The organism is Hornefia butyriciproducens, from assembly GCF_009695915.1.
Taxonomy (GTDB): domain Bacteria; phylum Bacillota; class Clostridia; order Peptostreptococcales; family Anaerovoracaceae; genus Aminicella; species Aminicella butyriciproducens.
In genome coordinates, this window is sequence record NZ_VUMZ01000007.1 from 105,169 (window position 1) to 128,408 (window position 23,240).

20 protein-coding genes are annotated in these 23,240 nt (G+C 53.2%); 9 read left to right on the top strand and 11 right to left on the bottom strand.

What is annotated here, in order from left to right:
* Positions 1-286 precede the first annotated feature (286 nt).
* Entirely contained in the window at positions 287-994 is a 708-nt protein-coding gene (locus FYJ64_RS08375) for a DUF554 domain-containing protein (RefSeq protein WP_154574704.1), read from the top strand.
* 15 nt (positions 995-1,009) lie between these two features.
* On the opposite strand, the gene FYJ64_RS08380 is transcribed toward FYJ64_RS08375, so the two are convergent.
* Positions 1,010-2,050 (bottom strand): YeiH family protein, encoded by a 1,041-nt coding sequence (locus FYJ64_RS08380; protein ID WP_154574705.1) that lies wholly within the window; start codon positions 2,048-2,050, stop codon positions 1,010-1,012.
* A 446-nt stretch (positions 2,051-2,496) separates the two neighbouring features.
* On the opposite strand from FYJ64_RS08380, the gene FYJ64_RS08385 reads away from it, so the two are divergent.
* Positions 2,497-3,375, top strand: a complete 879-nt coding sequence (locus tag FYJ64_RS08385) for a LysR family transcriptional regulator (protein WP_154574706.1) — start codon at positions 2,497-2,499, stop codon at positions 3,373-3,375.
* 116 nt (positions 3,376-3,491) lie between these two features.
* Here FYJ64_RS08385 and FYJ64_RS08390 read toward each other — a convergent pair whose 3' ends face one another.
* From FYJ64_RS08390 to FYJ64_RS08410, 5 genes are all read right to left on the bottom strand, one after another.
* On the bottom strand, positions 3,492-3,707 hold the full coding sequence (locus tag FYJ64_RS08390) for a hypothetical protein (protein WP_075712754.1): 216 nt from the start codon (positions 3,705-3,707) through the stop codon (positions 3,492-3,494).
* A gap of 17 nt (positions 3,708-3,724) precedes the next feature.
* Positions 3,725-4,339 carry a cytidylate kinase-like family protein gene (locus tag FYJ64_RS08395; protein ID WP_206045602.1) on the bottom strand — a complete coding sequence of 205 codons (615 nt, stop codon included), beginning with the start codon at positions 4,337-4,339 and terminating at the stop codon, positions 3,725-3,727.
* A gap of 218 nt (positions 4,340-4,557) precedes the next feature.
* A complete protein-coding gene (locus FYJ64_RS08400) occupies positions 4,558-6,411 on the bottom strand; it encodes an ABC transporter ATP-binding protein (RefSeq protein WP_441151558.1) in 1,854 nt (617 codons plus the stop codon).
* 18 nt (positions 6,412-6,429) lie between these two features.
* Positions 6,430-8,739 carry an ABC transporter ATP-binding protein gene (locus FYJ64_RS08405; RefSeq protein ID WP_154574709.1) on the bottom strand — a complete coding sequence of 770 codons (2,310 nt, stop codon included), beginning with the start codon at positions 8,737-8,739 and terminating at the stop codon, positions 6,430-6,432.
* Entirely contained in the window at positions 8,736-9,242 is a 507-nt protein-coding gene (locus FYJ64_RS08410) for a MarR family winged helix-turn-helix transcriptional regulator (RefSeq protein ID WP_154574710.1), read from the bottom strand. The genes FYJ64_RS08405 and FYJ64_RS08410 overlap by 4 nt, the downstream gene beginning before the upstream one ends.
* A 304-nt stretch (positions 9,243-9,546) precedes the next feature.
* Here FYJ64_RS08410 and hcp point away from each other — a divergent pair, with 304 nt between their 5' ends.
* Entirely contained in the window at positions 9,547-11,181 is a 1,635-nt protein-coding gene (hcp, locus tag FYJ64_RS08415; RefSeq protein WP_154574711.1) for a hydroxylamine reductase, read from the top strand.
* A gap of 94 nt (positions 11,182-11,275) precedes the next feature.
* Here hcp and FYJ64_RS08420 read toward each other — a convergent pair whose 3' ends face one another.
* A complete protein-coding gene (locus FYJ64_RS08420) occupies positions 11,276-11,575 on the bottom strand; it encodes a type II toxin-antitoxin system RelE/ParE family toxin (RefSeq protein WP_154574712.1) in 300 nt (99 codons plus the stop codon).
* Position 11,576: 1 nt separating this feature from the next.
* Complete coding sequence (locus FYJ64_RS08425; RefSeq protein WP_154574713.1) at positions 11,577-11,825, bottom strand: type II toxin-antitoxin system prevent-host-death family antitoxin; 249 nt, start codon at positions 11,823-11,825, stop codon at positions 11,577-11,579.
* Positions 11,826-12,425: 600 nt separating this feature from the next.
* Between FYJ64_RS08425 and FYJ64_RS08430 the strand changes: the two genes are divergently transcribed.
* The 5 genes from FYJ64_RS08430 (at position 12,426) to FYJ64_RS08450 (ending at position 18,719) form a co-directional block, all read left to right on the top strand.
* Positions 12,426-12,809: a helix-turn-helix domain-containing protein gene (locus FYJ64_RS08430; protein WP_154574714.1), complete on the top strand. Its 384-nt coding sequence runs from the start codon at positions 12,426-12,428 to the stop codon at positions 12,807-12,809.
* Between the two features lie 805 nt (positions 12,810-13,614).
* A complete protein-coding gene (gene cuyB / locus FYJ64_RS08435; protein ID WP_154574715.1) occupies positions 13,615-14,331 on the top strand; it encodes a cysteate racemase in 717 nt (238 codons plus the stop codon).
* Positions 14,332-14,592: 261 nt separating this feature from the next.
* A complete protein-coding gene (locus FYJ64_RS08440) occupies positions 14,593-16,002 on the top strand; it encodes an amino acid permease (protein ID WP_206045603.1) in 1,410 nt (469 codons plus the stop codon).
* Positions 16,003-16,126: 124 nt separating this feature from the next.
* The gene (locus FYJ64_RS08445; protein ID WP_154574717.1) at positions 16,127-17,785 is read left to right on the top strand and encodes a M20/M25/M40 family metallo-hydrolase; all 1,659 of its coding nucleotides are present in this window, start codon (positions 16,127-16,129) and stop codon (positions 17,783-17,785) included.
* A 169-nt stretch (positions 17,786-17,954) separates the two neighbouring features.
* The gene (locus FYJ64_RS08450) at positions 17,955-18,719 is read left to right on the top strand and encodes an IclR family transcriptional regulator (RefSeq protein ID WP_154574718.1); all 765 of its coding nucleotides are present in this window, start codon (positions 17,955-17,957) and stop codon (positions 18,717-18,719) included.
* A gap of 221 nt (positions 18,720-18,940) precedes the next feature.
* Here FYJ64_RS08450 and FYJ64_RS08455 read toward each other — a convergent pair whose 3' ends face one another.
* Both FYJ64_RS08455 and FYJ64_RS08460 read right to left on the bottom strand, forming a co-directional pair.
* A complete protein-coding gene (locus FYJ64_RS08455; RefSeq protein WP_154574719.1) occupies positions 18,941-20,371 on the bottom strand; it encodes an aldehyde dehydrogenase family protein in 1,431 nt (476 codons plus the stop codon).
* Between the two features lie 39 nt (positions 20,372-20,410).
* Entirely contained in the window at positions 20,411-21,574 is a 1,164-nt protein-coding gene (locus tag FYJ64_RS08460) for an FIST signal transduction protein (protein ID WP_154574720.1), read from the bottom strand.
* 373 nt (positions 21,575-21,947) lie between these two features.
* Between FYJ64_RS08460 and FYJ64_RS08465 the strand changes: the two genes are divergently transcribed.
* On the top strand, positions 21,948-22,163 hold the full coding sequence (locus FYJ64_RS08465) for an RDAC family protein (RefSeq protein WP_154574721.1): 216 nt from the start codon (positions 21,948-21,950) through the stop codon (positions 22,161-22,163).
* A 27-nt stretch (positions 22,164-22,190) separates the two neighbouring features.
* On the opposite strand, the gene FYJ64_RS08470 is transcribed toward FYJ64_RS08465, so the two are convergent.
* On the bottom strand, positions 22,191-23,171 hold the full coding sequence (locus FYJ64_RS08470) for a gamma-glutamylcyclotransferase family protein (protein ID WP_154574722.1): 981 nt from the start codon (positions 23,169-23,171) through the stop codon (positions 22,191-22,193).
* Positions 23,172-23,240 lie beyond the last annotated feature (69 nt).

The following is a 23,240-nucleotide window of genomic DNA, read 5'->3' on the forward strand; positions in this document are numbered from 1 at the left end:
GAGCATATTAACATCTTGCCAGTATTCTCGTCAACCCCCTTTATCAGAATAAAATCATGTATTTTTATCCATACATTGAAAGTTTCCCCTATCCCCGCAGTTGGAACGGTTATAGGCGTTTTGACGGTTATTTTTCCGGGTATGTTTTTGCTTTGGGAAGAATCCGTACCGGATTTTCTTTGTTATCCGGTTTTTATACAGTTTTTCCCATTAAAAGTATTTTTATCCCATTTTGCATTTCCGCAGCGGCCGCAGTATAATAGTATCAGCAAAGGGAGGGTCTGTTATGTTTGCAGTTATCATCAATACTATAGCGATCGTCATCGGCACGAGTCTCGGGCTGATATTCAAAAAAGGGATTCCGGAGCGCGTTTCAGACATCATGATGAAGGTGATGGGACTGTGCGTCGTTATCATCGGCCTGCAGGGCTGTATACAGGAGAAAAACGCACTGATTCTCATCCTTTCCTGTGTGGCCGGTGCCGCTGTCGGCGAACTCTGCGATCTGGACGGCCGGATCAGCCGCGGAACAGAACGGCTCACGAAACGTTTCGAGACAAAAGAAGCAGAAGACGGACGAATCACAGCAGCGGAGGCCTTTATCAATTCCTGCCTGATCATGAGCGTCGGTGCCATGATGATCGTCGGTTCTCTGGACGCGGGCCTGAAGGGCAACTATACGATGCTTTACACAAAATCTCTGCTGGATCTCATCACCGGCGTCATGCTGGGCGCCACGATGGGCGCGGGCGTCTACGGATCCGCGCTCTTCACACTGATCGCACAGGGCGCCATCGTGCTGCTGTCTTCGTCCCTCGCGCCGTTTCTGTCAGACGCTCTGATCCTGGAACTTTCCTGCAGCGGAAGCCTGATGATCGTCGCCATCGGCACCAACATGCTTGAACTCACCAGTCTGAAGGTCATCAACCTTCTGCCCGCATTCCTCGCAGTGCCATTCGCTCTTCAGCTGATGCAGGCACTGGGGCTGTACTGACGCGGCGGACGGGCATTACCAGATACCCATCACCCGCTGAAGCACCAGACTCACCACCGTAATTCCGCTCCAGCAGCAGAGTCCCATGAGAATCGGTTTGCCTCCTTTCTTCACCAGTTCCACAACGTTCGTATTCAGTCCGATTGCCGCCATCGCCATGATGATGAAAATCTTGCTGAGTTCCTTCAGCGGCGTGAATATGTCCGCAGGAACGCCGGCGCCTGTCGCGGCCGTCGTGATGACAGATGCGAGGATAAAATAGAGAATGAACATCGGGAAAACACTGAGAACCGAAACGTTTTTACCTTCCGCGCGTTCCCTGACATCCTCCTTCCGCGTCTGCATGAATGCGATCGCCATCGTAATCGGAATAATCGCCAGAGTCCTGGTCAGTTTGACCGTAACCGCCTTGTCCAGTGTCGCCGTTCCGAGATTCCACATGCTGTCCCAGGTCGCCGCTGTCGCAGTCACCGACGACGTATCGTTCACCGCCGTTCCGGCGAAAACGCCAAACGCCTCTCCGCTGGCGGTATCAAAGCCAAGCAGATGTCCGAGAGGCGGAAACAGAACCGCAGCCAGAACGTTGAAGAAGAAAATCACTGAAATCGCCTGGGCGATATCCTCGTCTTTCGCATCAATTACACTTGCCGTTGCCGCCACTGCTGAACCCCCGCAGATGGACGATCCCACCCCGATCAGCATGGAAATCTGCCCCGGCGTGCCGGTCGCTTTATGAAAAAGCCAGGCGATGACCAGGGACGTGGTAATCGTACAAATGATGATCGGCAGCGACTGTTTCCCTGTCTGCGCGATAACGCCGAGATTCAGACCGAATCCCAGTAATACCACGGCCGCCTGCAGAATCTTCTTTGAGGTAAAAGCAATTCCCGCACGGTACACCTCTTTGTCACGCAAAGCCAGACAGAGTGCCATCCCGATCAGAATCCCGAAAATCGGTCCTCCCACAACAGGAAACGCCCTCCCCAGCAGCCATGCCGGCGCGGCGATTCCGATACAGAGCAGAATTCCTCTTCCATTCGTTTTCATAAATTCCATTCTCTTTTTCTGTTTCCTCACTTTCTCAGTTTATCCGCCTTCAGCGGACTTCTCACATCATACCTTCTTTCAGCTATAATGTAAAATCATATTTTTTCATATATCCATACGGAAATTTTATGATACAATAATATAGTGTCTGCCCATTAAGTCCCCGCCGGACTTAATGGGCGCTGACGGCAGTTTATCAGCAGCGCCGCGGCGCACCATCTAATGGAAGAAGGCGCCGGCAGACACTAATTGATGCCTGTGCTCAGGGATTCGGCCGTTTCCGAATCCCACTGCCGCAGGGTTTTCGGATGAAACGCTTGAAAACCTTGCGGCAGGCTACCGAATATGCTCTTTGTATTATTGATATTTCAAGCATATTCGGTGGCTGAGCACGCATTAATATATGTATTGTCGGCATTTCGGGCACACGCCCCCTGAGGAGGAATTTCAGCATCATGTTAGATTATCGGCTGCAGACCTTTCTTACGGTCTGCGAAACCCTGAACTACACCCGTGCGGCGAAAGAACTCGGACTTACGCAGCCGGCGGTGTCCCGACACATCAGGAGCCTGGAAGTGGAATACGGCGTACCGCTCTTTGTGCACAAAAATAAACGCATCTCGCTTTCCCCTGCGGGGACTCTGCTGATGCGACACGCCCGGACGATCCGCAGCGACGGTGAACTCCTGCGTCAGCAGCTGAAGGACACGAATGCTCAGGTTCGGGAACTTCATATGGGCACCACCAAAACCATCGCCGACTTTGTCATCGGCCGCCCGATAGTTCGTTTTCTGCGCGAAAATCCCGATCTCAGACTTCATCTGTCCGTCTCCAACACAACAGAACTGCTGGAACGGATCCGTCAGGGCACGCTGGATGTGGCACTGGTCGAAGGGCACTTTGACTCCGGGGAATTCGATTTCTGCCGGTACAGCACTGAGGAATTTATTGCGGTAGCGTCAGCGAAGCATGCTTTTGCACACGAACCGCTGAATCTCCGTGAGGTTCTGAATGAACCTCTGCTGATCCGGGAACCGGGCTCGGGCACGAGGGATATTCTTGAGAAAAACCTCGCCGCAGCGGAGCTGAACATCGGCGATTTCAGGCGGTGCGTTGAAATCGGAAGTATGCACATCATCCTGCAGCTGCTGGAGGCGGATATGGGAATCTCCTTTATGTACCGCGCGGCCGCAGCAGAGGCACTGTCACGGGGAAGTCTGCGACAGCTCCGACTGTGCGATTTCCGGGTGAAGCATGATTTCAGTTTCGTATGGAACAAAGGAAGCCTTTTCGCGGATACGTTTCGCAAAATCTGCCGGGAACTGCGAGAGTAGTCCACCCGACCGCCCGCACCGCATCAGACAGAAAGCCGCCGCACCTGCGCCTCTCAGCGCCCGGTACGGCGGCTTTCCCGTCTTCCGACATATCATTTCTGTCTGCTTTCGCAGACTTAATCCTCCAGATCCTCGCCGGCCCAGTCGTCGCTGGACCATTCCTCGTCCGGCCAGTCCTCGTTGACGAAAATACGTTTCATGACCTGATCCATTCCGATAACCAGAGTCACCCCGGTGACTACTCCGACGCCAATGACAGCCAGCATCACCTTCGCGGCTTTGGACGTGGTCTTTCTGCCCTGATCCGCTTTATTCGCGCTCATTTTGTTCATGTTCTACCTCCTTCAGATCACCTGTACGTTCTTGTCTTAACAAAGTCAACTACCAGATCCGCAGCCGCTTCTTCGGAGATATAGCTGCTGTTAATGCTGAGATTGTAGTTTTCATACGCTCCCCATTTCTGGCAGGTGTGATAATTATAGTAATTCGCCCGGGCTTTGTCGTAGGTCGTGATCTTTTTTCTGACCTCCTCCGGGTCGTCCCCGTATACCTCCACACAGCGTTTGACCCGATCCGGAAGCTCCGCATAGATGAAGACATTAGTCACATTCGGAATATTCTTCAGAATGTAATCCGCGCAGCGTCCGACAATGACGCCCTCGCCGAGCTCGCCGATCTGCTCGATGATATCGAACTGTGTCAGAAAGAGTTTCTCGTTCATGGAAATCGGTTCGCGGTAGATATTATCGCCGAACACCATCGCGGATGACAGCGTGTAAGTAAACGCACTCTTCGCTCTCAGTTCTGCCGATTCAATCACCTCGCGGGAAAGACCGCTTTTCTTGACAGCGATGTCGATGATTTCCTTATCATAACACGGGACGCCCAGCTTCTCCGCAATCATGGCGCTGATCTGTCTGCCGCCGCTTCCATATTCTCTGCTTACTGTGACTAGTTTCTTCATTTGCCTCACCCCTTCTTTGTATATCATCATTATATACTAAATGCGGCGGAAAAGAAACAGCATTTTTCAGACAATATTTTCGCAGGGCACGGGCGCGGGCACTCGACCGTCTTTGATTCCGCCGTCGTCATGCGGATGACGCAGATGCGAGACCGGCTGGCCTCGCATTCACAGATATCAAGCGGTACAGAGCTCGCCCGGCCGCGCCGCCGTTGTCCTCAGGACACCTTTTCGAACTGGGAATTGTAGAGTTCCGCGTAGAATCCGTTTTGTGCCAGAAGCTCCTCATGAGTCCCCTGTTCAATGATATCGCCGTGGTTCATGACCAGAATCAGATCCGCGTTCCGTATCGTGGAAAGGCGATGAGCGATGACAAAGCTGGTCCGCCCCTCCATCAGAGTGTCCATGGCGGTCTGGATCTGCTCCTCTGTACGGGTATCCACCGATGAGGTGGCCTCGTCCAGAATCAGCACACGATTATCCGCCAGAATCGCGCGGGCGATAGTGAGCAGCTGCTTCTGCCCTTGTGAGACATTGGTGGCGTCCTCGTTCAGCTCCATATCGTAACCTCCCGGAAGAGTCCGGATGAAGTGATCAGCGTGAGCCGCCTTCGCCGCAGCGACGACCTCCTCATCCGTCGCATCCAGACGCCCGTAACGGATATTTTCCATAATCGTTCCGGAAAACAACCATGTGTCCTGCAACACCATACCGAAGTTCTCCCGCAGCTCGTGACGATCGAACCGGCGTATATCCACGCCGTCCAGCGTGATACTTCCGGCATTCACATCGTAGAAGCGCATCAGCAGCTTGACCATCGTGGTCTTGCCGGCGCCGGTCGGGCCGACAATGGCGATTTTCTGGCCGGGCTCGGCCACCGCGCTGAAGTCGTTGATGACAATCTGATCCTCACTGTATCCAAACCGGACATGGTCAAACCGGACGCGTCCCTCAACCTTCTCCAGATGAACCGGATCCGGAGGCGTCAGCTCCTCCTCTTCCTCTGCGAGGAATTCAAAGACACGTTCCGAGGCCGCCGTCATAGACTGCACCTGATTCATGACCTGTGCGATCTGGGCGATGGGCTGCGTCAGATTCTTGACGTACTGGATAAACGCCTGAATATCTCCGATTCCGATGGTTCCGCGTATCGCCAGGAATCCCCCGGAAATAGCGACACCTGCGTATCCCAGATTTCCGACAAACATCATCAGAGGCTGCATGATTCCCGAAAGGCACTGCGACTTCCAGGCAGAATCATAGAGCACGTCGTTGGTCTGCCCGAAAGTTTCAATCACATCGTCCTCTTTGCTGAACGCTTTGATAACCTGCTGCCCGGCGAAATTCTCCTCTACCTGTCCGTTGATGTGGCCCAGATAATTCTGCTGTGTCTTGAAATATTTCTGCGAGAAGCGGATCAGAAGAGTCATCAGCACCGCAGAAACCGGAATGACGACAAGTGCGATCAAAGTCATCAGCGGAGAGATGGTCAGCATCATCACGATCACGCCGATGATGGTCGCCACAGATGTGATAATCTGCGTAATGCTCTGATTCAGTCCGGTTCCAAGTGTATCGACATCATTGGTGATGCGGGAGAGAACCTCGCCGTAGGTTCTGCTCTCAAAGTATTTCATGGGCATGCGGTCAATTTTCTCTGCAATCTCCCGGCGCATGCGATAGCAGATTTTCTGGGTGATTCCCGTCATGATCCAGCCCTGCAGAAACGCGAACACCGCGCTTGCGATATACAGACTCAGCGTTATCAGGAGAATACGGGCGATCGTTCCGAAATCAATTCCTCCGGTTCCGCTGATCTTCCGCATGAGCCCCTCGGCAATCTCCGTGGTGGCGTTTCCCATGATTTTCGGTCCCATCACGTTGAACACCGTGGATGCAGCCGCGAATATCATCACGAAAAACACGCCGATTCTGTATCTTCCCATATACCGGAGCAAGTCCCCGAAGGACTTCCGGAAATGCTTCGGTTTTTCACCGGGGATCATCCCCGCGGGTCCGCCGTGGCCTCCGGGTCCCCCCGGCCCGGGATGTCTGCGGGGCGCCGTTTTCATCGAACTGTCTTCCTTCATCTATATCCCCTCCAATTCTGTACTGGAAAGCTGCGATTCCGCGATCTGGCGATACACTTCACAGTTCTCCATCAGCTCCTGATGGGTTCCCTTTCCCACCATATGTCCTTCGTCCAGCACCAGGATCTGATCCGCGTTCAGGATCGTGCTTATCCGCTGTGCCACAACAATCGTCGTCGCATCCTTTACCTTCTCAGACAGCTTTTTCCGCAGCTTCGCATCTGTCTTCATGTCAAGCGCCGAAAAGCTGTCGTCGAAAATCAGTATCCTCGGCCGCCGGGCGATGGCTCTGGCAATGGCAAGCCGCTGCTTCTGTCCGCCGGACACGTTGCTTCCTCCCTGTGACACATCACTTTCAAAGCCCATATTTTTCTCTTCAATGAAGTCTGCCGCCTGGGCGATCTCTGCGGCCTCCCGCATTTCCTCGTCGGATGCGTCTTTGTTCCCGAAACGTATGTTGGAGGCGATGGTTCCGGAGAACAGCACTCCCTTCTGAGGAACAAAGCCTATTTCACCGCGCAGAGCGCGCAGGCTCAGATCCCGGATCTCCACACCGTCCACCTTCAGCCTTCCTCCGGTAATATCGTAGAAGCGGGGAATCAGATTCACCAGAGTACTTTTTCCGGAACCCGTGCTCCCGATAATGGCAGTAGTCTTTCCCGGCTCCGCCGTAAAGGTGATATCCGTCAGCACATTATGCTCCGCGTCCGGATAACGGAAGTCCACATGCTCGAATTCCACAACACCCTTCGGCGCGCTGATTTCCCGGGGATGCTCCGGGTCCTGAATCGAAGATCCGGTCCGGATGACCTCATCGATCCGTTCCGCTGCAACACCTGCTCTGGGAAGTATGATGGACATGACCGTGATGATTAAGAAGGACATGACGATCATCATCGAATATGTGATGAATGCGGTCATCGCGCCCACCTGAAGTGTCCCGTCGTCAATGCGGTGTGCCGATACCCAGGTTATCAGCACGATCAGCGCGAACATAAACATCTGCATGGATGGCTGCATCAGTGTCATGACGCGGTTGGTAAACAGCTGCGTCCTCTTCAGCCTCTCGTTGGCGACATCAAATCGCTTCTCTTCCTCCTTCTCTCTCCCGAAGGCGCGGATTACCGAAAGTCCGGTGAGGATCTCCCGCGAGACCCGGTTCAGACCGTCCACAAGCTTCTGCATGATCCGGAACTTCGGAAGCGTGACTGCGAAAAGAACGCCCACAAACGCAATGATCATCAGAATCGCCAGAGCGATGATATATCCCATATGAGCGCCGGTCTGTGCCACCTTGATAATGCCCCAGATTCCCATAATCGGTGCATACATGACCATGCGCAGCATCATGGTCGTCACCATCTGTATCTGCTGCACGTCGTTGGTACAGCGTGTAATCAGCGACGCAGAGGAAAATCTGCCGATTTCCGCATTGGAAAAGCTCATCACGTTCCGGAACAGCTTTCCTCTCAGATCACGTCCCACAGAAGCTCCGATCCGCGCCGCGAAGAAAGAAGCCACCGCCGCGGCGATAAACATCATCAGCGCCATCAGAAACATCCTGCCGCCTTCTCTCCATAGATACTGTTTCTGGATCCGGTTTACGTTCATCCCCGCCGCTTTGTCACATCCGGCCGCATAGGCGATTCCCATGGATTTCAAAGTCTGTGTCCCCACTGAATCGATGGTCTTCTCCATCTGTTTCTTCGCATTCGTCACCGCCGAATCCGACATAACTCCGGAATCGATCATGCTCTGCATCATCGAACGCATATCCACATATGTCTTCACTTTTCCGTTCTCGTCCTCCGCCCGGAAGGTGTCGATGTCATAATGAAGAAGTTCTCCGATTTCCTTTACCGACATATCGTCAATACGCGATGCGACAGCCCTGCTCTGAGAATTCTTCTGCTGCAGCAGAAAAGAACGGATGATTTTTCTGAACTGGGATACACTGGTATGTCCCATCTCGTAGGTGAGTACGATCGGAGTCAGAAGTTCCTGATCTAGTTCGTCCAGCCTGTCTCCATCCGTGACGTTCAGAACATACCGGCTCCCCTGTCTGGTGTAGATGCTATTCCACGTCTTTTTCTCCGTCTTTGTCATGAAGATTCCCGCGGCTTTATACTCCTCCGCCGTTACCTTCTCCGGCACGATATGCTCAATGCCCTTGTTCTGAATCCCCACATCGATGATATCCTGTGTGTACTCCGGCAGCGCCAGGTCACAGTAGGCCTGAATGCAGAGCATCAGCGCCAGAATTATAACGGTAACTCGGTAGGGCTTCAGATTCCCTATTATTTTCCTCATATATTTTCATCTCCCTTCCCTTTATCGCAGCACTCTGCTTTCTCCGCCTCCGCGGCGTCCATCAGCTGCGCCAGAGAATCCAGCAGCGTTCTGACATTCTCCTGTCCCATCCGGAGAAAAATACCCCGAAAGAACCGGTCCATCTGCGACCTGCACTGTCCGCATTTTTCCCAGCCTTTTTCAGTAAGGCGCACCAGCGTATTTCTCCGGTCACCGGGATCCGCAGATCTCTGGGTATATCCCTTCAGCTCGAGATTCCGGAGACTCCGTGAAACGGCCGGAGGCGGCACCGGTAGTGCCTGCACGATATCCGATACTCTGACGAAATCTCTGTCTCTCATCTCATGGCCGATAGCGATCATGGTATGCAGATCCCCCTGATTCAGATCACAGTCCTTTATCTGCGGATGGAGCCGTTTGATGCGTCCGATCAGATGAATCAGTTCCCGCTGGTCTTCGCGAATCCGTTCACTTTCTTCATTTTCTGCCTTCTTTCTTTCCATACGTTCTCCTTCCGCGCCGCTCTGACTGCCCGCGTCTGCATATCATTATCTTTGTTAATAATTAACAATGTTAACGATTCTAGCACTGTGCCTTCACCGTGTCAAGAAAAAACTCGCAAAGATCACATAAACTTTTATAAAAAAATCCGCTGCGTAACATTTGTTACCGTCATTTTCCCGCTGACGTGATATTATGCAGACAACATACGAAATCGATACGCAGTGACGGCGCCCCGGGATCCGGCTTTTCCGAGCCTCTCAGAGCGCACGCTCAGCAAACGCCATGAAAACGGAGGTAATCAATATGGAAAACAAAATGTTCTGCTATCAGTGTCAGGAAACCGCCGGCTGCACGGGCTGCACCGTGTCCGGAGTATGCGGCAAGAAGCCGGAGGTCGCTGCGATGCAGGATCTTCTGATTTATGTCACAAAGGGACTTTCCGCGGTCGCCTGCCGGCTCCGTCAGGAGGGAACCGCAGTCAGCAAGGATGTCAATCATCTGGTGACTCTCAACCTGTTTACTACAATCACAAATGCAAACTTCGACAAGGACGCCATCGTGGCCAGAGTCAAGGAAACACTGGCAGTCAAGCAGCAGCTTCTGGATCAGGTCCGCAACAACAACGACCTGCCTCCGGCTGCGCTGTGGAACGGAAGCGAGGACGAGTATGCGGCTAAAGCCGCCGCCAACGGAGTTTTGTCCACCAAAGACGAGGATGTGCGCTCCCTGCGCGAACTGATCACCTACGGTCTCAAGGGGCTCTCTGCCTATACAAAGCATGCGAATGCACTGCTGGAGGATGACGCCGACGTCGATGTGTTCATCCAGGAGACGCTGGCAAAGACTCTGGACGATTCGCTGTCCGTGGACGACCTGGTCGCACTGACACTGGAAACCGGAAAATACGGCGTACAGGGCATGGCGCTGCTGGACAAGGCCAACACCGGCGCTTACGGAAATCCGGAAATCACCACGGTGAATCTGGGTGTCCGCAGCAACCCGGGAATTCTGGTCTCCGGTCACGACCTGAAGGATCTGGAGATGCTTCTGGAGCAGACAAAGGGAACCGGCGTGGACGTCTACACTCACTCCGAGATGCTGCCGGCCCACTACTATCCGTTCTTCAAGAAATATGACAACTTCGTAGGCAACTACGGAAATGCCTGGTGGCAGCAGAAGGACGAGTTCGAGAAATTCAACGGACCGATCCTGATGACAACCAACTGCATCGTCCCGCCGAAAGACAGTTACAAAGACCGTCTTTGGACCACCGGCGCCGCCGGATATCCGGGATGCAGGCACATCGACGCGGCCTACGGCGAGGTAAAGGACTTCTCGCCCATCATCGAGCAGGCGAAGAGCTGTTCCGCTCCCACAGAACTGGAGCAGGGTGAGATTGTCGGCGGATTCGCGCACGAGCAGGTGTTCGCGCTGGCCGATCAGGTGGTGGACGCCGTCAAGTCCGGTGCGATCAGGAAGTTCGTCGTAATGGCAGGCTGCGACGGCCGTCAGAAGACGAGAAGCTACTATACGGACTTCGCGAAGGCTCTGCCGGAGGATGCGGTGATCCTGACCGCAGGATGCGCCAAGTACAAATATAACAAGCTGGGACTGGGCGACATCAACGGAATCCCCCGTGTTCTCGACGCCGGTCAGTGCAACGATTCCTATTCTCTGGCGCTGATCGCGCTGAAGCTGAAGGAAGTGTTCGGACTGGACGATGTCAACGATCTGCCGATCGTCTACAACATCGCGTGGTATGAGCAGAAGGCAGTCATCGTACTGCTGGCGCTCCTGTCCCTGGGCGTGAAGAACATCCACCTCGGACCGACCCTTCCGGCCTTCCTGTCGCCGAACGTGACCAACGTTCTGGTGGAGAACTTCGGAATCGGCGGAATCGGCACAGTCGAGGACGACATTCAGAAATATTTCGGCTGATATTCAACAGCCCGGCGGCTTCCGCGGCCGCGGAAGCCGATACAGTCAAAAGCGCCCCGTGCGATACAGTTCGCCGGGGCGCTTTTTTTAAGCATTATTCGAAAATCCTCGTAATATCCTGATACCGATTGATTACTCGATAAATCTCAACATACTCTTTACTTGCCTTGTAGATAATCACATAATCTTCCCATATCGCATATTTATAATCTGTCCTGAAACTGACTCGTTTTGAAAGATCTGATCCCATTCCCGGAAGCATCTGGAGATTTTCAAATTTACCGTAAATTTCCTTTATAGTCTTTGCCGCATATTCCTCATTGTCTTCAGCAATATAATCCCGAATATTCTTCAGTTCCTTTGCAACAATCGGGTTAATCCGCAGTTTTAACATCTTATTCTCCCACAAGTGCCTTCAATTCATCCAAATTCAGCCATCCTTCACCGTCTTTCACTGCTTCTTCGGCTTCCTGCAGCTTCATCAAAAGCTTTTTTTCTGCACGATCACGCTCATAATCTTCAAAATCCATAACCACAAAACGCCCTCTGCCGTTCTTGGTAAGATATACAGGTTCACCTTTGCGACAGTTTTTCAGGACTTCATTATAATTTCTCAAATCAGATACCGGTAAAATACTCGCCATATACTTTCAGCTCCTTCCTTGATTTTATCTTGTTTCTGCTACTTGATGCGTGCTCAGCTACCGAATATGTTTGAAATATCAATAGTACAAAGAGCATATTTGGTAGCCTGCCGGCGCATCCTTCCATTGGATGGTCACCGCAGCGCTGTTGACAAACTGTCGTCAACGCTCGTTAAGTCCGACGAGGATTTAATGAGCAGACACTACTTATATTATACACAAAAGCTGTAAAATTCAACGTGAATTTTTACAGCTTTTTCAAGCGATAATTCAGTCTTTGTTGTTACAGAATTCCGAATCCGAATAACGAATAAGATATCATTCTTTATTGAATATAAACTACATTTGCTATTAATATTCGTGCCAATCACTCTTATTACTTAAGCACCGCTCCGCGCAAAGATGTATTGAATTATTCAGAAAAATACGTTTAGATGTTATTGTGCACTCTATCTGTTAAAAAAATCCGGATGTCTGCAACGCTTGATACAAATGTTAAATTACGTTGCTTGATTAGCAGGAAATCCGGTGACATAATGGAAATAGAATACAGAGAAGCCGACTGCAAAACGGCAAAGACAAATAGGAAAGGCAGGATCTATGACGCTCAGTGAAAATATAAAAAATTTGCGCAAACGAGCAGTAATGACTCAGGAACAACTTGCTGATAAGCTCGGCGTTACAAGACAGACCGTGTCAAAATGGGAAAATAACATGTCTGTTCCGGATGCAGATATATTGTCTGAGATGGCAGATGTTTTTGACGTTTCGGTAAGCGAACTTCTCGGATACGGCGCGAACAACGGTTCAACAAAAGACTATGCCAAAATTTTAGCCTCATTGAATGGAGAACTTGCAGAAAAGAGCCGATTCCGGAAATCAATCCTACGGATTATAAAAGCGGTGCTGATACTATTGGGTGTGGGGTTCGCAGCACTGATACTGTATATTTTATTTTGGATGTTCATTGCCGCAGGCATGTAATCAATGTACAAACATTGCCTGAAAAGCTCCGACAAAAGCTTACAAGGTTTTGTGCTCATGCAACGAGAGTACGAACCCTTTTTTGTGAACAGGTACAAATCAGAACAGTATTTTTTCCTCTGTCCGCTTGTTATCTTTCCGCGTCGTGCTATTATAATTAGTATCTGCTCATTAAGTCCCCGTTGGACTTAATGGGCGCTGACGGCAGTTTATCAGCAGCGCCGCGGCGCACAATCTATCCAACGGTAGTGTGCGCCGGCAGACACTACTTGATGCCTGTGCTCAGGGATTCGGCCGTTTCCGAATCCCGCTGCCGCAGGAGTTTCGGATGAATCGCTTGAAAACCTTGCGGCAGGCTACCGAATATGCTCTTTGTATTATTGATATTTCAAGCATATTCGATAGCTGAGCACGCATTAATTAGTATCTGCTCATTAAGTCCCCGTCGGACTTAATGGGCGCTGACGGCAGTTTGTCAGCAGCGCCGCGGCGCACAATCTATCCAACGGTAGTGTGCGCCGGCAGACACTACTTGATGCCTGTGCTCAGGGATTCGGCCGTTTCCGAATCCCGCTGCCGCAGGAGTTTCGGATGAATCGCTTGAAAACCTTGCGGCAGGCTACCGAATATGCTCTTTGTATTATTGATATTTCAAGCATATTCGATAGCTGAGCACGCATTAATTAGTATCTGCTCATTAAGTCCCCGTCGGACTTAATGGGCGCTGACGGCAGTTTGTCAGCAGCGCCGCGGCGCACGATCCGACGGCTGAACGCGCATTAATATATAAGGAGTGTGAATAAATATGAACAGGAAAATTGGCGTAATCGGCGGCATGGGACCCATGGCCAGTCAACTTTTTTATAAGATGGTCACGGAGAAAACGGTTGCGGACAGAGACCAGGATCACGTCCCGATGATGATTCTGAGCGACCCCCAGATGCCGGACCGCACGCAGGCGATTCTCAGCGGGAAGACAGATGAGGTCACAGCGCGTCTCCTTGAGGACGCACGGACGCTGGAAAACTGCGGCTGCGACGCCATCGCGATCACCTGCAACACGGCTCATTACTTTGCGGACAAAATCGCCGGCGAACTGCGTATTCCGATCATCCATATGATCCGGGAGACTGCCGAAGAAACTGCAAAGGAGGCGGCAGCAACAGGAAACCGCAGGGTCGCCATACTTGCCACGGACGGAACCATCCGAACCGGACTTTACCAGAAGGCGCTGGAAGCGCAGGGACTTGAGCCTTTTGTTCCCGGCCCCGAAGGTCAGGCGCTGGTCATGCATGAGATTTACGACTGTGTCAAGGCGGGTCTTCCATACGATCGGGAGGCCTGGACGGACATCCACAGAGAACTGACCGGGCACGGATGCGGGCGGGCGCTTCTGGCCTGCACGGAGCTTTCCGTCATCGGCAGCGACAACGACCTTGGCGATATGTATAAAGACCCGCTGGAGGTTCTGGCGCGCCGCGTCATTGAATTTTCCGGTCACAAAGTAAAACCGGATCGGTAATGCCGATGTGACACCTGCTGATTTCGCCGCTCCGGCTCACCGGCGAGCTCGCGGAGCAGTCTGTGTACGACCGGCACGGCAGCCACGGTATGTCGGCGCGCTCGCGAGCCAGACCGGGCACAATAGACGCGGCATATCGGTGCGCTTGCGGAACAGTCTGTGTACGACCGGCACGGCAGCCACGGCGCACCGGTGCGTTTACATATTTTCATTTTTTATTTTGTTTTATGTTTTATGTTTTTCTTGCAGGAGGTAAGTTTTATGAGTAAGAAAGTGCCATGCATTCAACATGTGATGGACACCAGCCAGGGTCTGAACAGACACATGACGACCCGCGCCGCAGTCATGACCGGCGTCGGCGGCACCATCGGAACGGGACTGTTTCTGAGTTCCGGAGACGTTATTTCCACAGCCGGGCCGGGCGGAGCCATCGTGATGTACCTCATCGGCGGTCTGATCGTCTGGCTGATGACCACCTGCCTGGGCGAAATGTCTGCCGCCATGCCGGTTTCCGGAAGCCTGCAGGCCTATTCCACAGAATTCGTAGGGCCGGCCATGGGCTTCACCATCGGCTGGGTCAACTGGATCGGCGGTGCTATGACCATCACCGCACAGGTTGTGGCCTCCGCCATCATCATGCGGGACATCATCCCCAATTCCCCTACATGGCTTTGGATCGTTGTATTCTCCGCACTGCTGTTCGGCGTCAATATGCTGGACGTCAAGATTTTCGGAAACATCTCCTTCTGGGCCTCATCCATTAAACTGATCATGATCGTCGCCTTTGTCATCGTAGGCGCAGGAATGATGGGCGGTCTCGGAAGCGGAGACGCAGTAGGCTTTTCCAACTTCAGTGACGGTGCGTTCCCGACCGGTCTCGCCGGAATGGGAGCAGTCATTCTGACATCCTTCTACGCCTATGCCGGAACGGAGATCGTTGCGTCTACAGCCGGCGAGATTCAGGATGAGAACAAAATGGGCCGGGCCATCAACATCACTCTTCTGGTACTGATCGGCTCCGTCGTAATCAGCATCGCCATCGTCGCAGCTCTGCTCCCCTGGCAGCAGGCAAATGTTCTGGGCAGCCCCTTTGTCTACGTGTTCCGCAACGCCGGAATGCCCAGCGCAGCCCTGATCGTCAACATCGTCGTTCTGACCTCTGCGCTGACCTCAGGCAACTACTTCACCTTCGCCTGCGCGCGGTACCTGTGGTCCATGGCCAAGTTTGAGCAGGCGCCGAAGTATTTCGCAAAGACCAACAAAAACGGCGTGCCGGCAAGATCGCTGATCGTCTCCATGCTCTTCGCGATGATCGGCATCGTCGCTCAGTTCGTCGCAGAAGACACCGTATATCTGTTTATCGTTTACTTCATCGGAGGCGCCAACATCTTCATGTATTCCGTAATCTGCATCTCCCAGTACAGATTCAGAAAGCGTTATATCGCAGAGGGCGGTGATCTGAAGGATCTGAAATTCCGGGTCGCGAGTTATCCTCTGGTACCGATTCTGGGCGTCCTGGCCTTCCTGGTCATGCTGGTCGTATCCCTTATTGACGCCTCACAGCGTACAGGAATCATCGTCAGCGCGATCTGCTACATCGGCATCTACATCCTTGCAACGCTTTACGTGAAGAAGCACGGCGACGCGAGAGCGAAGAATATCGATATGTAGTGAACAAAACCATGCGGCAACGCACGGCGCAGTTTACTGCCGTCACAAACATGACCCGTGTGCGGATTCTCTCCGCGCGCGGGACTTCTCTTATCTGATGATCTGACATGCAGGAGGTAATCATATGATTGAGAAAAACAGAATGTATGACAACATGAAAAGGCTCGTCGAGGTTCCCAGCGTTTCCGGCACAGAGGATGAGATTCTGGCCGCACGGAAGCTGGAGGAGCTGCTTTATGAGATTCCTTATTTCGCGGAGCACAAAGACAACGTCCGGCTGGTTCCCCTGGAAAACGATCCCTTCAACAGAGTCATCGTCACCGCTTATCTGGAATGCTGTCCGCAGAGCAAAAAGACCGTCATCCTGACCGGTCATTATGACGTGGTAGACGTCGAGGAGTTCGGCAGCCTCCAAAAGGATGCATACGATATCGAAAAAATCAGCCGCGAGATCAACCGGATCCCGCTGGATGACAGCGCCCGAGAGGATTTCGAGAGCGGTGAATGGTTCTTCGGCAGAGGTACCGCGGATATGAAATTCGGCCACGCTTTGTGTCTGGAGCTCCTTCGCTATTATTCCGAAAACGGCGGTATCAACGGCAATCTTCTGTACACCGCGGTCTGCGGCGAAGAAACCAATTCGGAGGGAATGCTCCGGGCGGTTCCCTTCTTCAATCAGATGACCGATGAGAAGGGGCTGGACTACCAGGCCCTCCTGCTGACCGAATGCTATACTGTGGACGACAAATCCAAGGAGGACGTTCACTATGTCCACATGGGCGCTTCCGGGAAAATCATGCCCATGTTCTTCTTTGTCGGCGAATCCACCCACGGCGAAGCACCCTTCATGGGCATTGACCCCAACCTCCTCTCCGCAGAGGTTTACAGGCGCATGAGCCTCAACGTCGATTTCTGTCAAACTGCGCGGGGCGAAGCGACGCCGGCTCCGGTATGCCTGAAAAGCATGGATCTGAAATCGACCTACTCCGTCTCAATCCCGATGTACGCAGCATCCTACTACAACATCATCAGCGTGGATCTGGATCCGGAGGTGGCGATGAGCAAGCTGAAGGAAATCGCCTTCGAGAGCTTCAATGCGGCGAATGAGCTGTACGACCGGAGAATCAGCGAATATGAGGCGCGCTTCGGTATCCGCTCTCAGCGTCATCGCCCGCAGCCCTGCGTCATGACCTTCCGAGAGGTGAACGACGCCGCAAGGTCGAACTACGAGCGGGACCGCAGCGCCGACGAACCGGACTACGATGCCTATATCGACCGGCTGATTCACGAATGGCAGGCCGAAAATCCGGAAATGCAGACCACAGCCATCCGGACCATGAAAAAAATCTATGAGATGTCCGGATTCAACAGGCCGATGATCATCATTTCCATTATTCCTCCATATTATCCGGATGTTTACCCCGATACCGGCGATCCGAAGGTGAAGAATCTGCTGGAATGCCTGGATCGAACCATTGAATACGCCCGGACAGAGTACGACACGACGCTTGAGGAGCGGGACTACTACATGGGGCTGTCCGACCTGAGCTACACCGGGCTGGACTCGTCCAAGAACTTTGACCAGCTTTTCCAGAACGTAATCGGCGTGAACCACATGTATTCTCTGCCCGAGGAGGATCTCAAGCGTTTCTCGGTCCCCGGCATCGTGCTGGGCGGCTACGGCAAGGACTTCCACAAGAGCACCGAACGCCTTAACAAAAAATACAACTTCGAGGTGCTCCCGTATCTGTACATCAACCTGATTAACGATCTGCTGAAGTGATGGCAGACTCAATTACAAACGCCGCACATGGACGACAGTTTCAGCCGTCCGTGTGCGGCTTTTTTTCTTCATCCGCTCCCCTCTTGTCATTCCCGCGCAGATTTCGTATAATAACCGTAGCAACGCGCTGGCTCCGGCGCATTCTGAGTAAACGGAAGCGAGTTTATTTATGAAATCTGATAACAATGTACAGTCTGTGGATCGAGCTCTGGACATCATTGAAGTTCTCTCCGAGGAAAGCGGCGGATTGGGGATCACTGAAATCGCGAAACGCCTGAACATGAACAAAAGCACCGTACACCGCATTGCCGCGACTCTGCTGAATCGGGGATATCTGGCGAAGGATCGGGACGGCAGTTATAAAATCGGACTGGAGCTTATCCGTGCGGTCGGATGTTATATCAACAGTCTGGAGCTCCAGACGGAGGCCAGGCCCTATGTCGCCAAAATTACCGGCGAACTGGGACTGACCTGCCATCTCGGCGTACTCGACGGTGACGAGGTCGTATACATCGAAAAAATGGACGTCTTCTCCAATGTGCGGCTCTATTCCCAGATCGGCGTCCACGTTCACGCTTATTCCTGCTCTCTGGGGAAATGCCTTCTTTCCAACTATTCCGCAGAGGAGGTGCGACACATCATGTCGAACTGCAGGTTCGTCCGGTTTACGGACAAAACGCTTTCCTCCATGGACGAACTGATCGCCGACCTGGACACCGTGCGACGCCGCGGCTGGGCCCTTGACGATGAGGAGTCTGAAATCGGTCACCGCTGCCTGGGTGCTCCCATCTACGACTATCGGGGCGATATCATCGCCGCCATATCTGCGAGCGGACCCACCAGCGTCTTCACTGAAGACCGGATTGAGAGTGTCGCATCGTATCTGACCGCACAGGCGATGGAGATCTCCCGCACCATGGGGTATACCGGCTGACTTCTCTCACAGGTACAAAGACCACTGCGCATAGCGTGGACGAAGAACGCTGAGCCTTCACAGCACAAAACGCGCTGAGCCTTCACAGCACAAAGCGCGCCGAACCTTCACGGTACAAAGGACGCCGCGCTCGCCGGGCGCATCACAAAAAAGCCCGCCGCCGGAGTCTGTGACACTGTCATCACAGACTCCGGCGGCGGTGTTATGTTTTGAGTCGGAGATCAGAAAATATTTTTCAGTACAATCGTCTTGCTGCGGGTCATCTCATTGAAGGTTGAGAATACGCCCTCGGTACCGATTCCGCTGTCTTTGTAGCCTCCGAACGGCTGCTCGAAGGCGCGGAAGAAGCTTGCCCCGTTGATGACTGCACCGCCGGCCTCCATTTTGGATGCAACGCGGAACGCCGTCTTCTGGTCACGGGTGAATACGCAGCTGGAAAGTCCGAATCTGGAGCGGTTCGCGATAGCAATCGCTTCTTCCTCGGTGTCGAATCCGATAATCGGAACGACCGGTCCGAAGATTTCCATATCGGACGCCACATCCGCGTCGGCCGGTACATCCACGATGACCGTCGGCTCATAAAATGCGCCGTCCCTGTGACCGCCGAGAATGATCTTTCCGCCCTGCTCCACGGTTTTGTTCACCTGTGCCTCCACCTTGACGGCCGCCTTCTCACTGATCAGGCATCCGATCTCAGTGTCCGGATCATCCGGCTGCCCCACCTTCAGACGCTTAATCCGTGCGACGGCCTTCTCTGCGAATTCATCCTTCAGAGAGTTATGAATCAGGAACCGCTTGCTCGCGCAGCAGACCTGACCGGTATTGTACATTCTGCCCCAGACAAGTTCTTCGACAGCCAGATCCACATCGCCGTCCTCCATGACAATGAACGCATCGTTGCCGCCCAGCTCCAGAGCAGTATGGGTCAGATTGTCCGCGCAGAGCCTCGCGGTGGAAATTCCCACTTCTGTGCTGCCCGTCAAAGTTACCAGATGCACCCTGGGATCTGTAATCGCAGCCTCCTTGACCGCGCCAGGCGCAGTCAGGCACTGAATCGCGCCGTTGGGAACGCCGGCCTCACAGAGCAGTCCGGTCAGCTTCAGCAGCGTCAGCGGATTGTCCGAGCTGGGAAGCACGATCGCCGCATTCCCCATCATCAGCGCCGGCGCCACCTTCTGATCAAACAGGTCGCAGGGGAAATTGAACGGAATGACACAAGCCACGACGCCGATCGGTTCGCGGGTGATCAGCTGCAGATTCGTATCCTGCCCCTGCTCTGTGCCCTGCGGAATAATGCTCCCGTAATAATGCTTGGCGTGCTCCATGAATCCGCTGAACCCAATGGGAATATTTCCGATCTCCGCCTGCGCTTCACGAATCGGCTTCCCGTTCTCCGCGCAGAGCGTCTGCGCCAGGTCATCTTTGTTCACCTCTACCAGCTGAAGGAACTTCTTCAGTACCTCAGCGCGCTTCCAGACCGGAAACTCCGCCCAGATCTTCTGCCCTTCAACTGCGGCATCCACCGCAGATTTCACATCCGCTTCCGTCGCGCGGGGCACGGATTCAATAACCGCTCCCGTCGCCGGATTGATGACATCAAAGGTTTTTCCGCTTTCACTGTCTACATACTTTCCGTTTATTACCATTTTCATACAAAATCACCTCCGTATGCTTCCGTCGTATGCTCTGTCCTATTTTTCAAATCCCGCAAAGGAAAGCATCAGCCCTCCACAGGTGTTTCTTCCATCGTCCTCATATCCGAACTCGCCGAAGGTGAACTCGGTAATGAACGGGACGCCGCCGGCAGCATCTTTCAGTGCTTTTGCCACCTCATCGATGCGATCGCCGATGCCCGCTCTTCTGCCGCCACAGTGAACCAGCATGTAGGCTCCGGGTTCTTTCCCGAGCTTTGTCTTCAGTTTCTCCAGCGTCTCACCGGTAGAGGAGATCAGCTGATCGACAGACCCTTCCATCAGAATCATCGCTGTACCGACCGCCGCGTTGTTGCCGATATTGAAGGTCATGTCCTCGTTCGCACTCTGGGGATGCCGGATCGCAATCAGGTCGCCAAGCGGATCCTTCACTCCCACCGGAGCGGTAACCGAATATCCCAGGAGATTTCCGCCCTCGATTTCCTCTTTCTTAGCGCCAGTCCACTCCATGTATTTCTCCAGCGCCGGAACTCCGTCAATCTCGCAGATCTTCCGGTAATCCTCGACCTTCGTGATGATGCCGGCCTTCTCAGTCTCCTTATATGCACCTGTATATACATCGGCAAAGGCTTTGTCGGTGTAGAAAAAGGCTACCGCAACGCCGTCCGGTGTAACCATGTCCGAGGTGTACAAAACCCACTCTCCTGTAATCGTATTGTCCGCGGCGCTTCCGCCGAACATCGGAACGCGTCCGATGACCTCCGTGATTCCCTTCAGATAGAATTCCTCTTCACCCGGAGAGGCTACCATGAAGAAATAATCCGGAGCGCAGTCCTTTCCGGCGTTTTTCATCGCCTCGACTGCGACCTTGTGGCCTGTCGTCCGTGCATCGCCCTCCTTCGGTGATCCCGCGACTCCGACGGTCATGTCCGCATCCCCCATCGCCATGATTCCTACGAATCCGTCATCTCCGGTCACAAAGCCCTGATCTGTAATGACTCCCGTAAAGGAAGTGTTGCCGATCAGAGGTACCCCGGGAAGCTCTTTACTGACCGCTCCCAGCAATGCCTTTGTGTCATACTGAACGCCGCTGTAAACGAACGCCACCTTCGCGTCCTCAACCGCCTTTACTGCAGCCGCAGCTTCTTTTCCCGCCAGTTCCGGGCTGGCGTTCACACTTGTTCCGGTTTTTGCATTCAACATATAGATCCCTCCAATCTGATTTTTCGAAATTCTTTATTTGTTTAGATAATACTCCATTCACGGGAAAAGTCAACGAACCCGGTTTTGTTCTGAGATACTCCTGTTTCACGATGCGGAACGACAGATTTTCTTCCGGCATACATATCTAGCACAGAACCGCTTTCAATCCCGTCGACGTAAGAAATACAGCCGTCTCCCATTCCTTCAGTTCCGGGCAAATTATCCGATAACTCATCCGGAAAACCTTTCGAAATTCTTTGTTTTCCGCCGAAAAACAGCGTATAATGAAGAAACAGTTAACGCACACGCAGCACCGGCAGCACAGGATTATCTTCGTGGCGCCGCCGGGCCGCAGCTGAAAGGAATTCTGAAAATGAACAATCTCACTGTTATGGACATCAGCCGCCTGCAGCTTGAAATCGAACGCCGCTTCGATGTGCACATTCACATCCACGACACCTGCAGCGGCTTCGACCTGTCGCTTGACGAACCGAATGCGGAGGTGTCCGCCTGGATACAGGATTTCATGCGGAAAAACGGAGAGCCCCTGTTCATCTCCGACGACGGGCTGACATTTGTTGTCGGATAGAGGCTTTCTCTCCGCACGCAGCCGTGCTCAGTCCCGGTACGGCTGCTGTTCGAAAGGAATTTCTCTCAGCCCTTCTACACCGCAGAGATACTCATAGACGATGGCATAACACGCCGCGGCTCCGCCGTCGTCCCCGCAGCGGCTTTTGTCCGTGTATGCTTCCGCCGCCACGCGCACGCGCCTTCTGACGTAGAGGCTGCCGTTACCCTCGAGCATATCCAGCCGCTCCAGAGTTCTCCTGTTCACGCGGTAAAGCTCGCCTCTGACGCGCCCCTCACCCGGCACAATCGCAGGAAAACTCCCGACATCGTACATATCAAACCCTTCCAGGATTCCACGCCCGATGCACGGACATCCCCGCAGATAGCCGAGGTGGTTGCTCCGTCCCCGCAGCAGCGTACCGTACACAAATACGGTGTAATGCAGCGCCTCATCAATGCGACGGATATCCTCCCCGTAGTCCTCGCCCCATGCGCCGCGGAAATTCTCTTTACGGACCATCATCGCGAACTGCCCGCCTATCCGGTCAAACATCTCAGTAAACTTCCGCGACATATCCGGATGGTCTGACAGAAAATCCATCACTCCTGCCGTCAGGAAGAAATCGACAGCGCGAATCTGTTCACGCAGCCCCTCATAACCATGGCCGCTCAGCCCCCTTCCCGTACAGCAGTCCAGGCCCCTCGCCAGCGCTCTTCCCACTGCACCCTCAAGAAGTCCGGGGTCAGTTCTGTACGCCTTCATCAGCACCGCCGAACAAAGATAAGTCGGGATGTAAATAAAATCCACCCTCGCATCCGACGGAACCCAGAAGTCCTCCAGCAGCGCGAAAAAGCCGTCCTCCCTCTGAAATTCCACGATGCTCCGTATTCCCGCCATCCACGCAGGGTCGGACGCATCCGGCGCCCAGTGCAGGAAGCCTTCCAGGTCTCTGACAGTGTTCAGCATCTCCTTAGTATCTACATTTCCTTCAGTTCTTCTCTCCAGCTTTAATACATTTCTCAGCATATCGGTCCTCCTTTGTACCACCAGCGCCCGTAATGTCCGACGGGAGCTCAATCAGCAGATATTGTTTAT